Here is a 15,233-nt window from a genome sequence, read left to right on the forward strand (position 1 = left end):
TAAATGAGAGTGCACCCAAATCGTTTTTTGAGAAAAATCTATTTTCGCAGCTGCTATTTTATACCTTAATATATAACAAAAATATTCTCGTTATTATGTATTCCTTTCCTTCAAAACAAAATAAAAATCAAAAACTTTATTACAAAAGCCTATCCAATAAATAACTACATTAAAAAAAGCCTGATTTACAAAATCAAAACTAAATTTTACCAGCAACAACTACATCAATACCCATTTCTTCGAGTTTCGTTTTAGTTTCAGCATCAATGCCCGCATCTGTAATCAGCACATCAATTTTACTTAAATCACAAATTTTACCAAAACCCCGAACATTCATTTTTGTCGAATCGGCCAAGACAATAACCTTCTCTGCAACCTCTATCATCGCTTGATTTAAATGCGCCTCCAAAGCATTTGATGTACTTAAACCAAAATCTAAATGAACACCATCTGTTCCTAAAAATAATTTATTACAAGAAAACTGGCTCAAAGTTGCTTCTGCAATAGGTCCCACAGCCGAAGTTGAACTATTTCGGATATCTCCTCCTAATTGTATTGTGTCAATATTTGTTTCCTTACTAAGCTCTAAAGAGACTTTTAATGAAGGCGTAAGTACCGTTAGTTTTTGAAATCCTTTTATAACCCGAGATAAATAATGAATATTCGATCCCGACCCTAATATAATATAATCGTGATTACTTATATATTTTACCGCCTCTTCTGCTATTTGTTTTTTTTGCTCTACTTGCAACCCTTCTTTATCATTAACATCTCTTTCAAAAGCATAAATAGGTTGCTTGCTCGCTCCTCCATGTGTACGATGCAAGAGCTTTTGATTCTCCAAAAAAGTTAAGTCCTTTCGTATGGTTACGCTTGAAACATTAAGTGTTTCGCATAAATCAACCACATTTACATATCCCTTTTGATTTAATTCCTTAAGTATATCCTCTTGCCTCCTATTGATTATAGTCATAATTCCTCTTTAGTATTAAGATTTTCCACAATCGAAAGATACAACAATTAAATAAAAAAATAAATTTCATTTTGTTTTATTTAGTTTCATTTAATTTCGTTATGTTTGTTATTCGAAAGTAAAACGACATAAAACACAACAAATAAGACATATAATGAAACGACTCGAACAATTAACAAAACTAAAACAAACACCTGAATGGGATGTAATCGTTATTGGTGGCGGAGCTAGCGGGCTAGGTACCGCACTCGATGCAGCTAGTAGAGGCTACAAAACAGTTTTAGTCGAAGCAATAGATTTTGCAAAAGGAACATCAAGCAGAAGTACAAAATTAGTTCATGGTGGTGTTCGCTACCTAGAACAAGGAGATATCTCTCTGGTAAGAGAAGCTTTAAAAGAAAGAGGTTTAATGGCTCAAAATGCAGCCCATCTAGTAAAAAACCAATCTTTTGTTATACCAAATTATAACTGGTGGGGTGGCTATTTTTACACTATCGGACTTACTATATATGACCTATTAGCCGGAAGATTAAGCCTAGGTAGATCTAAGTATATTTCGAAGAAAAAAACTATTGAACTACTTCCTACAATAGAACAAAAAGGCTTAGTAAGTGGTGTTATTTATCAAGACGGACAATTTGACGATTCTCGCTTGGCTATAAATATCGCACAGACTGCAGCAGAAAAAGGCGCATGTATTTTAAACTATGCCAAAGTTATGAATCTATTAAAAGACGACAACCATAAAGTTATCGGTGTACAAATAGTAGATCACGAATCTGGCGAGTGGTATGATATAAAAGGTAGAGCAGTTATTAATGCTACAGGTGTTTTTACTAATGCAATAATGAAACTAAACGACGCTGTATATAAAAAATACATCGTACCAAGTCAGGGAATTCATCTTGTATTCGACAAATCTTTCCTACCAAGCGACCACGCTTTAATGATTCCAAAAACTAGCGATGGAAGAGTATTATTTGCAGTGCCTTGGCATGATAAAATAGTAGTAGGAACAACTGATACTCTAATTAAAAAACATAGTCTAGAACCTATTGCATTAGAATCAGAAATTGAATTTGTTTTAGAAACAGCACAAAGATTCTTAGCAAAAAAACCTACTCGTGCTGATGTTTTATCAGTTTTTGCAGGATTAAGACCATTGGCAGCACCAGAAAAAGAAGGAACAAGTACCAAAGAAGTTTCAAGAAGTCATAAAATAATTGTTTCCGAAACCGGATTAATAACTATAACTGGTGGAAAATGGACTACTTATAGAAAAATTGCCGAAGACATCATAGACAAAGCAATAGTTGTACACCGCTTACCAAAAAAGGAATGTAAAACGGAACATATCGCAATTCACGGAAGTACGGAAACAAATTCTACAACCCGTCAAAATCATTTATACATATACGGAACTGACATTCCTAAAATACTAGAATTACAAAATCAAGAGCCTGAATTAAAAGAAAAGCTACACCCTAATTACGACTACACTATGGCAGAAGTAGCCTGGGCAATTCGTCATGAAATGGCAAGAACGATAGACGATATTTTAGCAAGAAGAGTACGTTTATTATTTCTAGATGCTCATGCAGCCATTGCTTCATGCGAAAAAGTGGGACATTTATTAGCAAAAGAACTTGGTCATGACGAAACATGGGCACAAACCCAAATATCGCATTTCAAAACAATCGCTAACGGATTCATCTTATCAGATTTTCAAAAAAATCATCAGTAACAACATACATATATCATGCAGGACAAATTAATCTTAACACTAGACCAAGGAACAACTTCTTCCAGAGCCATCGTATTTAATCATGACGGAGAAATAGTAAGTATTTCTCAAAGACCTTTTGAACAGATATTTCCAAAACCAGGATGGGTAGAACATGACCCTAACGAAATTTGGTCATCTCAAATTAGCGTCGCTGCCGAAGTTATTGCAAAAGTGGGAATTTCTGGAAAAGAAATAGCCGCAATTGGAATCACCAATCAACGCGAAACAACAATTGTTTGGGACAGAGAAACCAGCGAACCTTTATATAATGCTATCGTCTGGCAAGATCGCAGAACAGCAAAATATTGTGACGAATTAAAAGCAAAAGGTCATGCTGAAATGATCAAGAAAAAGACTGGATTATTATTAGACGCCTATTTTTCGGGGACTAAAATTAAATGGATTTTAGACAATGTCGAAGGGGCACGTGAAAAAGCAGAACAAGGAAAACTATGTTTCGGAACTGTAGACACATGGCTGATCTGGAAACTTACTCGAGGCAAAATATTCATGACCGATGTCTCTAACGCAAGCAGAACTTTATTATTAAACATTCACACATTAGAATGGGATACTGAATTACTAGAATTGTTCAACATCCCAAGAGCAATGTTACCCGAAGTAAAACAAAGTAGCGAAATATACGGAGAAACTAGTACAACATTATTTTCTACAAAAATTCCAATCTCAGGTGTAGCTGGCGACCAGCAAGCAGCTCTTTTTGGACAATTATGTACAGACCCCGGAATGGTGAAAAATACTTACGGAACAGGTTGCTTCATGTTAATGAATACAGGAAATAAGGCTGTTTATTCTAAAAATAATTTACTTACCACAGTTGCTTGGAAAATAAATGGCGAAACAACGTATGCCTTAGAAGGAAGTGTATTTGTAGGTGGAGCTGCTGTACAATGGTTGCGAGACGGTGCAAAAATGATCAACTCAGCCCAAGAAATCGAAACCTTAGCAGCAAGCGTACCAGACAATGGCGGTGTATATTTTGTTCCTGCTTTAACAGGTTTAGGCGCACCACATTGGGACCAATATGCCAGAGGTGCAATTTTAGGAATTACAAGAGGAACTACAAACGCACATATAGCACGTGCTACTTTAGAAGGAATCGCTTACCAAGTACTAGATTTAGCAACATCAATGGAAGCAGATTTTGGAAGAAAAGGAAAAGAACTAAGAGTAGATGGTGGAGCTGCCATTAACAACTTAATGATGCAATTTCAATCAGATATATTTGGTTTTAATGTAGTTAGACCTAAAACACTAGAAACAACAGCATTAGGCGCCGCATACCTGGCAGGATTAGCCGTAGGATACTGGAAAAACATAAGCGAATTACAAGAACAATGGCATATCGACAAAACTTTTACTCCAGAAATGCCTAAGGCAGAAGTTGACAAACTTGTAAAAAACTGGGATAAAGCCGTTGGACGTACTAAAAACTGGATTGAGGACTAAAAATATGAATCATTAAAACTTAAAAGATGTCGCCATTTACTGCTGAAATCATAGGAACAATGCTAGTTATCTTACTAGGTAATGGCGTTGTTGCAAACGTAGTTCTTAAAGGAACAAAAGGAAATAACTCGGGATGGATTGTAATTACTACCGGTTGGGCATTTGCCGTTTTTGTAGGCGTAACAGTTGCAGGGCCAATTAGTGGTGCGCACTTAAACCCTGCCGTAACAATCGGACTAGCTCTTATTGGAAAATTTGCCTGGAGCCAAGTATCTTATTACATTATTGCTCAAATAATCGGAGCCATGTTAGGAGCATTCTTAGTCTGGTTATTCCATAAAGATCATTTTGCCATTACTGAGGACGAAGGTGGAAAACTTGCTTGTTTTAGTACAATACCAGCAATCAGAAATACCTTTTCTAATTTGATTAGTGAGATTATCGGGGCTTTCGTTCTTATTTTCGTAATCTTTTATATTGCAGGTCCCGAACTCAGCATCAGCACTGCTTCTGACGCTAAAATTGGACTTGGATCTATTGGTGCTTTACCGGTTGCTATTTTGGTATGGGCGATTGGATTGTCTTTAGGTGGCACTACAGGTTACGCTATTAATCCCGCAAGAGACTTAGGACCGCGTATTATGCACACTCTTCTTCTTAAAGGAAGCAGCGACTGGAGCTATGCCTGGATCCCAATTCTTGGTCCAATTATAGGAGCATGTTTAGCAGCACTCTTATATATAGCAATGCTCTAGTATGGCTTTATAAATCAAAAAATCATGAAAAAAATATTATTTTTCTCTATAATCTCGATTATAGGGCTAGCTGGATACGCTCAAAAAAGAACAGTTCAAGATAGCATTTCTACTCCAATAGAAGACACAAAACCATCTCGTTTAGACTTTAACGTAGGTTTAGAAACTAGCCATTTATGGAGAGGACTCGTTATAAATGATGGTATGACTGCAACTGGAAACATCCATTATGCATTAAATGAAGGACGAAATTTTACCGTTGGAATTTGGGGAGGTGCTGGATTTGACGGGAAATATCGTGAGATAAACTATTATATTCAATATCAAAAAAATAACTTATCAATCGGACTATGGGATTTATTTAATACTACAGGAATTGAAAACCCTGAAGTTTTTAATTACAATAAACTAACTACTACTCACCTTATTGATTTAAGAACTTCGTATCGTTTTCCCGAGTCATTCCCCATTCGAATAGAAGCTGATATTTTACTTTATAGTGGGTTAAATGATAGAGAATTAGACAACAATAATGATTACAGAAGTAGATATTCAACGTACGTAGAATTAAGCTACCCAGTTATCCGAAATCAAAAAGTAAATCTAAATATTTTTATGGGAGGAGCTTTTGCAATCGACGGGAAAAAATATTTGTACACAAATCAGGAAGAAAGCGCTTTTGGCATTGTAAACACGGGGATAAAAGTCTCCAAAGATATTTCGGTATTTAACTATAAATTACCTATATCGGCAACTGCAATGTGGAATCCTGCTAATAAAATTGCAAGAGTACAATTAGACGTCAATTTGTTCTAATCTCTGCATAGATTTTAATTTGTTAATCAAAGCTCTCTTTATCCTCAAAAGAGAGCTTTTTTTTATTCAAATTTTAAAATAAAAAACAATGTTAAATCTTCATCTGACATCTTGTCACAATCATACAAATAATCGTACCTTTGCGACCTTATTAAAATACACTTTTGAAAGTGACTTATGGAAAAGATTATTGAAGAAAGCAAACAAGGTGAAAGTCTTGTTTTAGAACATAAACCTGAGAATACAAAAAAACTCTTTATAGAAAGCTACGGTTGTGCGATGAATTTCTCGGATAGCGAAATCGTTGCTTCAATTTTATCAGCAAATGGCTTTAATACAACTCAGAAGCTTGAAGAAGCCGATTTAGTTTTGGTAAACACCTGCTCTATCCGTGATAAAGCAGAGCAAACTATACGCAAACGTTTAGAAAAATACAATGCTGTAAAACGCATTAACCCAAAAATGAAAGTTGGTGTTTTGGGCTGTATGGCAGAACGTTTGAAAAGTCAGTTTCTAGAAGAAGAAAAAATCGTTGACCTTGTTGTTGGTCCAGATGCCTACAAAGATTTGCCTAATTTATTAAGTGAAGTTGAAGAAGGTCGTGATGCTATAAACGTGATTTTATCCAAAGATGAAACCTATGGTGATATCTCACCTGTACGATTGATGAGCAACGGAATTACCGCTTTGGTTTCTATTACTCGTGGTTGCGATAATATGTGTACGTTTTGTGTAGTACCTTTTACCCGCGGACGTGAACGTAGTCGTGAGCCTCAAAGTATTATGAATGAGATTCAGGATTTATGGGACAAAGGCTTTAAAGAAATCACACTTTTAGGTCAGAACGTAGATAGTTATTTATGGTATGGCGGCGGATTAAAAAAGGATTTCGATAATGCTACAGATATGCAAAAAGCTACTGCTGTAAACTTCGACCAATTACTAGAAATGGTAGCCGTTACTTTCCCTAAAATGCGTATTCGTTTCTCAACTTCGAATCCTCAAGATATGCACGAGAGTGTTTTACACATTATTGCAAAATATCCTAATATTTGCAAACACATACATTTACCGGTTCAGTCAGGAAGCAATAGAATCCTAAAAGAAATGAACCGTTTACATACACGTGAGGAATACATGACTTTGATTGATAAAATCAAAACCATAATCCCAAACAGTTCTATCTCACAAGATATGATTGCAGGTTTCCCAACAGAAACCGAGCAAGATCACCAAGACACTATGAGCTTAATGGAATACGTAAAATATAACTTTGGCTATATGTATTCCTATTCAGAACGCCCTGGGACTTTGGCCGGAAGAAAAATGGAAGATGATGTCACCGACGAAACCAAAGCAAGAAGATTACAAGAAATTGTCGATTTACAACAAAAACATGCTTGGTTACGCTCTGAAGAGTTTATAGGTCAAACTGTAGAAGTTTTAGTTGAAAAAGTTTCAAAAAAATCAACTGAAGAATTCTCAGGAAGAAATTCACAAAGTATTACAGTGGTTTTCCCAAAAGAGAATTATAAAATAGGAGATTTTGTAAATGTAAAAATTACAAGTTGCACTAGTGGAACTTTAAAAGGTCAGGCTGTTGGGTTGAGCGAAATGAATTAATTTTTTTTGTTGCCACAGATTAATAGGATTAAAAATGATTTTTATCTTATTTTTCTTATATTTAAAAAATATGGTAAACAAATAAATTTATGCAACATTACAAAGAAGGCGAAACCTATAAGATAATCGGCATTTGCATGGAAGTGCATCGAAATCTTGGACCAGGTTTATTAGAAATAATTTACAAAGACGCCTTAGAAATAGAGTTTAAAGAAAATAATATTCTTTTCGAAAGAGAAAAAGAATATTCAATTGAATATAAAGGAAAAATTTTACCTCATAAATTTTATGCTGATTTTATAATTAATCAGGACATCGTTTTAGAGGTCAAAGCAATAAAAGAATTTTCAAATGAACATATTGCTCAGGTTTTAAATTATATAAAACTATCTGGATCTGAAGTAGGATTGCTTGTCAATTTTCAAACAAAATCACTTCAATATAAAAGATATATTATATAAAATAATTAAAAAAAATCTGTGCTAATCATTTTAATCTGTGGCAAAAAATATACAAATGGAGACAGTTCAAGCTATAAAACAACGTTTTGAAATTATTGGAAATGATCCTAAGCTTAATCGCGCCATCGAAAAAGCAATTCAGGTTGCGCCAACCGATATTTCGGTAATGGTAACTGGAGAAAGTGGTGTTGGTAAAGAAAGTATCCCAAAAATCATACACTCCCTTTCACATAGAAAACACGGAAAATACATAGCTGTAAACTGTGGTGCAATTCCAGAAGGAACTATAGATAGTGAATTATTTGGTCACGAAAAAGGAGCTTTTACAGGTGCTACAAGTACACGTGAAGGTTATTTTGAAGTTGCTGATGGAGGAACTATTTTTCTGGATGAAGTTGGAGAATTACCACTTACCACACAGGTAAGACTACTACGTGTACTAGAAAATGGCGAATTTATAAAAGTAGGTTCATCACAAGTACAGAAAACAAATGTGAGGATTGTTGCAGCAACCAACGTTAATTTATTTAATGCAATCGAAAAAGGTAAATTTCGTGAAGATTTATACTATCGTTTAAGCACTGTTGAAATTACTTTACCTCCTTTGCGTGAGCGAAAAGAAGATATTCATTTATTATTTAGAAAATTCGTATCTGATTTTGCTCATAAATACAAAATGCCTCCATTAAAACTAGATGATGATGCGGTACAACTATTGCAAAAATTCAGATGGAACGGTAACATTCGTCAGTTACGAAATGTAGCCGAACAAATTTCGGTTCTGGAAACAAATCGCGATATTACTCTCGCAACACTACAATCTTACTTACCAGCCGAAGGTCCAAATTTACCTTCTGTAATTAATGATAAAAAAAATGATAGTGACTTTAATACGGAGAGAGAGATTTTATACAAAGTCCTTTTTGACATGAAAAGTGATTTACATGATTTAAAGAAGCTTACTCTGGAATTAATGCAAAATGGTAGCGCAAATGTACAGGAAACCAATAAAAACTTGATCAAAAAAATATATGGTTCCCAAGAAAATGATAGCGAAATTGATTTTGAAGAAGAGCCAAGAACAGCTGTTATGACGACTCCTAATCGTGAGGAACAATACCAGTCAAACGATGACAATTATTTATTTGCAGAAACAATCGAGGAAGAAGAAGTTTTACGATTGGAGCAAAAAGAAATCGAAATGATTAAAAAATCATTAGAAAAAAATAAAGGAAAACGAAAAGCTGCCGCAGACGAATTAGGAATTTCGGAACGAACTTTATATCGAAAAATAAAACAATTTGATTTGTAAAAAAACAAATGGAGTAAAATTGATTAACTAAAATAAATACCTTTGGTTCTTTTAAAAAATAAAATGAAAAACATACAGTACCTAATTATAATTGCAATTCTTTTCACTTTTAGTAGTTGTTCTGTTTACAACTTTACAGGAACAGGAAAAATTGATGCAAAAACATTTCAAGTTAATTACTTCCAGAATAATGCTGATTTAATTCAGCCAGGACTGGATCGTACTTTCACTTTACAATTACAGGATCTTATCCAAAATCAAACTAACCTGAATTTAGTAAGTACAGGTGGTGATTTAGTATATGAAGGAGAAATTACCGATTACAGAATTAGCCCAATGACTGCAACAGCAGATCAACAAGCATCTCAAAACAGATTAAAAATTCGTGTAAACGTACGATTCACTAATAAAAAGAAAGAAACTGACGATTTCGAAAAATCTTTTGAATTCTATTATGATTACCCTGCACAAGATCAACTTGTAGGATCTGTATTAGACACGGCTCTTAAAGAAATTTTCGACCGTATTACCCAAGATATATTTAATGAGTCGTTGGCAAAATGGTAAAAAGGTTGATTCGTTTAATTGGTTAATCGTTAATTCGATTCAAAAAAAACGAGTATACAAATAAACAATTCAACGAATAAACAGTTAAACAATTTTAAAATAATGAATGTTAACGATTATACATACCTAATAAACAGACCCGATGCTATTACAGAAAAGCAAACGGAAGCATTAGGCAATGTATTGAATGAATTTCCATATTTTCAGAGTGCAAGAGCATTACGATTAAAAGGGCTTTACAGTCAAAACAGCTTTAAGTATAATTACGCCTTAAAAGTTACCGCTGCACATACAACAGATAGAGCTATTTTATTTGATTTTATAACATCCGAAACTTTTTCGATCATTCAAAAAGAGTATTATGACAAAAAAGCTTTGGCTCTTTTGGACATAGATGTTGTTGATAGCGAACATATTTTACCTGAAGTCGTTGCTCTGGAAGATTTTATAGAAAAGGTAGAACCTAAATTAATAGACCCTATTGAGCGCTCTATTCTTACTTCTATAAAAGAATCTTCTATTCCAAATATTGAGGGAAATGTAAATACTTCTGAAGAAATCTTAGAAACTGTAGAATCCTTAGAAACGATAGAAAGTACTGAAGCTATAGAAACTGCTGAAGAGAATCTGGAAATAGGAAAACCTTTAGATTTTTCAAAAAGCGAAAAACATTCTTTTCAAGAATGGCTTCAACTTTCCAGAACTGAGCCTATTGAGCGAAAAGAGGAAAAGAAAGAAGTAAAAATCGAAGTAAAAAACGAGGAAAAGAAAGAAAAAGAAGAAAAGGAAGAAGAGAAACAAGTAAAACCAGTTGAAATTGATTCTTCTATAATCGAAATTGATGAAGAGAAAAAGAAAAAAGCTGAGTTAATAGATAAATTTATTGAAACAAGCCCAAAAATATCTCCTGTAAAACAAACCACAACAGTTGCAGCAAACATACAGATAGACATTAACAAGGACGATAATACCTATTTAATGACAGAGACTTTAGCCAGAGTATATTTAGAACAAAAGAAATATACAAAAGCAATACAAGCATATGAAATATTAATTTTGAAATATCCAGAAAAAATTAGTTTCTTTGCAGACCGTATTTCGGATATTAAGACATTACAACAAAATAACAATAATAATTAAACAATGAGCACATTTTCAATTTTTTTAGTTTTAATCACAATAGTATGTTTTCTATTGATCGTAGTAATCATGGTTCAAAACCCTAAAGGTGGTGGATTATCTTCAACAATAAGTGGATCTCAAATGTTAGGTGGAGTTCAAAAAACAACTGACTTTTTAGACAAAAGTACTTGGACTTTGGCTACAATTTTAATTGCATTAATCTTACTTTCTAGTTTAAGTTTTACTGGTTCATTAAGCGATGTAGAATCTAAAATTATCGAGAAATCTACAACTACAGCTCCAGTCACTACGCCTGCAGCTCCAGCACAAGAAGCACCTGCTGCGACAAACCCAGCAAAATAATACATTCTTTATAAAATATAGAAATGCCAGCCTGTCAAAGCTGGCATTTTTTATAAGAAATAATGTCAGTTTTTTTAAGGTGGCATAGTTTCTGAAAGTTTATAAGCAAACAAAATTATAAACATAACATAATTATAAAATCATGACTTTAAACATTAAACCGCTTTCAGATCGCGTACTTATTGAGCCAGTTGCTGCTGAAACTAAAACTGCGTCAGGGATTTTTATTCCAGATACTGCCAAAGAAAAACCACAAAAAGGAACTGTTGTAGCCGTAGGTAATGGTACTAAAGACCATACTATGACTGTGAAAATTGGAGATACAGTTCTTTATGGTAAATATGCAGGAACAGAATTAAAACATGAAGGAATTGATTATTTGATTATGCGTGAAGATGATATCTTAGCGATAATCTAAAGACTTTACGCTATAAGCTGTAGGCTTTAAGCTTCCTCAGTTGCTTAAAATATATTACCTAAAGCTTAATGCGAAAAAAAAAATGAGAGATTTTAAGAAATATGATGTCTGGCAGTTAAGTCATTCTTTTACTTTAAAACTATATAAAATTACTTCTATATACCCAAAAGAAGAATTGTATGGATTAACAAGTCAGATTCGAAGAGCATCCTCGTCAATACCTACAAATATTAGTGAAGGATGTGGAAGAAATAGCGACAAAGAATTTAATCAGTTTCTCAATATTGCTTTGGGTTCTGCCAATGAAACAGAATATTTACTATTACTCTCAAAAGATTTAAATTACATTAGTATTGAATTATATGAACCTCTTGAAAAGGAGATAAACATAATTAAAAGCAAAATTTACAATTTAAAAAAAGCTTTAATCAATTCTATTTAAATAAAAAACAAAATTAATCAGCAGTATGAGCCTAGCTTAAAGCCTAAAGCATACTGCCTAAATCTAAAAACAAAAATGGCAAAAGATATAAAATTTGATATTGAAGCACGTGACGGATTAAAACGTGGTGTTGATGCATTGGCAAATGCAGTAAAAGTAACTTTAGGACCAAAAGGTCGTAACGTAATCATCGGAAAATCTTTTGGTGGACCAAACGTAACTAAAGATGGTGTTACAGTTGCTAAAGAAATCGAATTAAAAGACCCATTAGAAAATATGGGAGCTCAGATGGTTAAAGAAGTAGCGTCAAAAACTAATGATTTAGCTGGAGATGGTACTACAACTGCTACAGTTTTAGCTCAAGCGATTGTAAAAGAAGGTTTGAAAAACGTAGCTGCCGGAGCTAACCCAATGGATTTAAAACGTGGTATCGACAAAGCTGTTGAAGCTATCGTTGCCGACTTAGCTAAACAAGCTAAAGTAGTTGGAAGTGATTCTGAAAAAATAAAACAAATTGCCTCTATTTCTGCAAATAACGACGAAGTAATTGGTGAGTTAATCGCTACTGCTTTCGCAAAAGTAGGAAAAGAAGGTGTTATTACTGTTGAAGAAGCAAAAGGAACAGATACTTTCGTAGATGTTGTAGAAGGAATGCAATTTGACAGAGGATACCTTTCTCCATATTTCGTTACAAATCCTGAAAAAATGGAAGTAGAATTAGAGAATCCATATATCCTTTTGTACGACAAAAAAGTTTCTTCTTTAAAAGAACTTTTACCAGTTTTAGAGCCAGTAGCTCAATCAGGAAAACCATTATTAATTATTGCTGAAGATGTTGACGGAGAAGCTTTATCAACTCTTGTAGTTAACAAATTACGTGGAGCTCTTAAAATTGCTGCTGTAAAAGCACCTGGTTTTGGAGACAGAAGAAAAGCAATGCTTGAAGATATCGCTATCTTAACTGGCGGAACTGTAATCTCTGAAGAAAGAGGTTATACTTTAGAAAACACTACAATCGAAATGCTAGGTACTTCTAAAAAAGTAACTATCGATAAAGATAACACTACAATTGTAAGTGGTGCTGGTGAAGCTGACATGATCAAAAATCGTGTAAACCAAATTAAAGGTCAAATGGAAGCTACAACTTCTGATTATGACAAAGAAAAATTACAGGAACGTTTAGCTAAATTAGCTGGTGGTGTTGCTGTACTTTATGTTGGTGCTGCATCTGAAGTAGAAATGAAAGAGAAAAAAGACAGAGTTGATGATGCATTACATGCTACTCGTGCTGCTGTTGAAGAAGGAATTGTTGCTGGTGGTGGAGTTGCTTTGTTAAGAGCTAAAAACGCTTTAAGCGAAATCAAAGCTGACAATGCTGATGAAGCTACAGGTATTCAAATCGTGTCTCGTGCTGTAGAAGCTCCGTTAAGAACTATCGTTGAAAACGCAGGTCTTGAAGGTTCTGTAGTTGTTGCTAAAGTTGCCGAAGGTTCTGGTGATTTTGGATACAATGCTAAAACTGACGAGTATGTAGATATGCTTAAAGCAGGAATTATCGATCCTAAAAAAGTAACTCGTGTTGCTTTAGAAAATGCTGCTTCTGTAGCAGGTATGATCTTAACTACTGAATGTGCTTTGATCGATATTAAAGAAGATAATGGAGGCGGAAACCCAATGGGTGGAGGTATGCCAGGAATGATGTAATATCCTTTCTGACTTACAAAAGTCCCGAAATAAAAAAATCCGAAGTTTATAGCTTCGGATTTTTTGTTTTAACACCTATCGTATTTTTTCTACTATCACTTCTTTAGCAATTTATTAAAGCTAAAAAGTTGTTATGATAACAATCATAAATAAAAAAAATCCGAAGTTTAAGCTTCGGATTTCTTAGTTTTAATATCTATTGTATTTTATCTGCTGGTCTTTTCTTTAGTAGTTTCATTAAAACTGGAAAAGTCGTTATGATAACAATAATTATAATGATGTATTCAATATGCTGCTTTAAGTCAACTCCTTGTTTCAAAAACACACCGTAAAGATAGTGTCCTGAAAATATCAGAATGAAAGCCCATAAAAATGAACTTAAAATATTGTAGAACATAAATTTCTTTTTGTCCATAGATACAATTCCTGCAACTATAGGAGCAAATGTTCTAAAAATTGGTAAAAAACGAGCATAGATTATAGCTTTACCTCCGTATTTTTCAAAGAAATCTTTTGATTGTAACAAGTATTTTTTCTTAAACCAAAATGTATCTTCTTTTTTAAATAAATAATAACCGCTTTTGGCTCCAAACCAATATCCAGTCATATTACCAAAAATTCCAGAAACAGCCACCATTAAAGAGAGCAAAAAAACATTTATAAAGTCGCTTTCGATATAAACCATATTCTGGATTAAATCACGGCTATAAATTCCTGCTAAAAAAAGTAAGCTATCACCTGGTAAAAAGAAACCTGCAAAAAGTCCTGTTTCGGCAAAAACTATAAATATAACAATGTATAAACCAATTTGAAATCCACCAATGGTAAGGGTAATATAAAACTCAGGATTGATTAATTGAGTCCAATCAAAATTATTCATATAAGCGATTTATTCGTTAAATTTATAAGTTGGTGAAAGTAATAATAAATTAGTTTAGCCACAATAAATTGGCATATTTTAAAGTTTTATTAACGCTATAAAAAGTCAAATTCACACTTGTTCTCTAATATTATTTTCTTTCATATTGGCAACACGTCGGAAGTCCATCATAAACATCTTGCGTAGTCTTCGCTGCATCAGTATCATGACCTACTTTGGCAATAGCATTTTTCACATCTACAAGTGAAGTTTTCTCTTCATTCAAGATTAAATTTAATTTATGGGTACTAATATCCCATGTTGCCGATTTCACTCCCGAAACACTAAAAGCTGCTTTTTCTATTCGCTTTTTACAATCCTCGCAATTACCACTTACCTCTGTCTCGTATTTTGCATTCTTATTCTTTTTCTCTTGTGCCTGAGCAGCAAATGAGAAAAGAGTCACTAGTAAAACTATTATTATATTATTACTCATCATTTTTCTATTATTTTTTGGGAGTTCATAAATCTTCGATTTCATTTTGTTTTATTTTTAAGGGTT

The 15,233-nt window shown here is 33.6% G+C and carries 16 protein-coding genes; 13 read left to right on the forward strand and 3 right to left on the reverse strand.

The annotated features are described in order from the left end of the window. Nucleotides 1–199: 199 nt before the first annotated feature. On the reverse strand, nucleotides 200–973 hold the full coding sequence (locus AC3IPI_RS00890) for a DeoR/GlpR family DNA-binding transcription regulator (protein ID WP_039118728.1): 774 nt from the start codon (nucleotides 971–973) through the stop codon (nucleotides 200–202). Between the two features lie 154 nt (nucleotides 974–1,127). Between AC3IPI_RS00890 and AC3IPI_RS00895 the strand changes: the two genes are divergently transcribed. The 13 genes from AC3IPI_RS00895 to groL all read left to right on the forward strand — a co-directional run bounded on the left by AC3IPI_RS00895 (nucleotide 1,128) and on the right by groL (nucleotide 13,812). Further along, nucleotides 1,128–2,717, forward strand: coding sequence for a glycerol-3-phosphate dehydrogenase/oxidase (locus AC3IPI_RS00895; RefSeq protein WP_489156524.1), 1,590 nt, complete (start codon nucleotides 1,128–1,130; stop codon nucleotides 2,715–2,717). A gap of 15 nt (nucleotides 2,718–2,732) precedes the next feature. Beyond that, nucleotides 2,733–4,229, forward strand: a complete 1,497-nt coding sequence (glpK, locus tag AC3IPI_RS00900; protein ID WP_039118726.1) for a glycerol kinase GlpK — start codon at nucleotides 2,733–2,735, stop codon at nucleotides 4,227–4,229. 26 nt (nucleotides 4,230–4,255) lie between these two features. Continuing rightward, a complete protein-coding gene (locus tag AC3IPI_RS00905; protein WP_039118725.1) occupies nucleotides 4,256–4,984 on the forward strand; it encodes an MIP/aquaporin family protein in 729 nt (242 codons plus the stop codon). Between the two features lie 24 nt (nucleotides 4,985–5,008). Further along, nucleotides 5,009–5,800, forward strand: a complete 792-nt coding sequence (locus tag AC3IPI_RS00910) for a hypothetical protein (protein WP_489156527.1) — start codon at nucleotides 5,009–5,011, stop codon at nucleotides 5,798–5,800. A 177-nt stretch (nucleotides 5,801–5,977) separates the two neighbouring features. Next, nucleotides 5,978–7,423 (forward strand): tRNA (N6-isopentenyl adenosine(37)-C2)-methylthiotransferase MiaB, encoded by a 1,446-nt coding sequence (miaB, locus tag AC3IPI_RS00915; RefSeq protein WP_039111498.1) that lies wholly within the window; start codon nucleotides 5,978–5,980, stop codon nucleotides 7,421–7,423. Between the two features lie 89 nt (nucleotides 7,424–7,512). Then, a complete protein-coding gene (locus AC3IPI_RS00920; protein ID WP_039111499.1) occupies nucleotides 7,513–7,884 on the forward strand; it encodes a GxxExxY protein in 372 nt (123 codons plus the stop codon). A 55-nt stretch (nucleotides 7,885–7,939) separates the two neighbouring features. After that, nucleotides 7,940–9,196, forward strand: a complete 1,257-nt coding sequence (locus AC3IPI_RS00925) for a sigma-54 interaction domain-containing protein (protein ID WP_039111500.1) — start codon at nucleotides 7,940–7,942, stop codon at nucleotides 9,194–9,196. Between the two features lie 63 nt (nucleotides 9,197–9,259). Then, nucleotides 9,260–9,763 carry an LptE family protein gene (locus tag AC3IPI_RS00930; protein ID WP_086895117.1) on the forward strand — a complete coding sequence of 168 codons (504 nt, stop codon included), beginning with the start codon at nucleotides 9,260–9,262 and terminating at the stop codon, nucleotides 9,761–9,763. A gap of 102 nt (nucleotides 9,764–9,865) precedes the next feature. Then, nucleotides 9,866–10,903 (forward strand): tetratricopeptide repeat protein, encoded by a 1,038-nt coding sequence (locus tag AC3IPI_RS00935; protein WP_489156531.1) that lies wholly within the window; start codon nucleotides 9,866–9,868, stop codon nucleotides 10,901–10,903. A 3-nt stretch (nucleotides 10,904–10,906) separates the two neighbouring features. After that, nucleotides 10,907–11,248, forward strand: coding sequence for a preprotein translocase subunit SecG (gene secG / locus AC3IPI_RS00940; protein ID WP_039111503.1), 342 nt, complete (start codon nucleotides 10,907–10,909; stop codon nucleotides 11,246–11,248). A 142-nt stretch (nucleotides 11,249–11,390) separates the two neighbouring features. Further along, the gene (locus AC3IPI_RS00945; protein ID WP_035623321.1) at nucleotides 11,391–11,666 is read left to right on the forward strand and encodes a co-chaperone GroES; all 276 of its coding nucleotides are present in this window, start codon (nucleotides 11,391–11,393) and stop codon (nucleotides 11,664–11,666) included. A gap of 82 nt (nucleotides 11,667–11,748) precedes the next feature. After that, nucleotides 11,749–12,108: a four helix bundle protein gene (locus AC3IPI_RS00950; RefSeq protein ID WP_086895115.1), complete on the forward strand. Its 360-nt coding sequence runs from the start codon at nucleotides 11,749–11,751 to the stop codon at nucleotides 12,106–12,108. A gap of 75 nt (nucleotides 12,109–12,183) precedes the next feature. Continuing rightward, a complete protein-coding gene (groL, locus tag AC3IPI_RS00955) occupies nucleotides 12,184–13,812 on the forward strand; it encodes a chaperonin GroEL (RefSeq protein ID WP_039111504.1) in 1,629 nt (542 codons plus the stop codon). 196 nt (nucleotides 13,813–14,008) lie between these two features. On the opposite strand, the gene AC3IPI_RS00960 is transcribed toward groL, so the two are convergent. Both AC3IPI_RS00960 and AC3IPI_RS00965 read right to left on the reverse strand, forming a co-directional pair. Next, nucleotides 14,009–14,692, reverse strand: a complete 684-nt coding sequence (locus AC3IPI_RS00960; RefSeq protein WP_489156535.1) for a DedA family protein — start codon at nucleotides 14,690–14,692, stop codon at nucleotides 14,009–14,011. Between the two features lie 130 nt (nucleotides 14,693–14,822). Beyond that, entirely contained in the window at nucleotides 14,823–15,212 is a 390-nt protein-coding gene (locus AC3IPI_RS00965) for a heavy-metal-associated domain-containing protein (RefSeq protein ID WP_489156537.1), read from the reverse strand. Nucleotides 15,213–15,233 lie beyond the last annotated feature (21 nt).

It is taken from the genome of Flavobacterium sp. GL_143 (assembly GCF_057834355.1).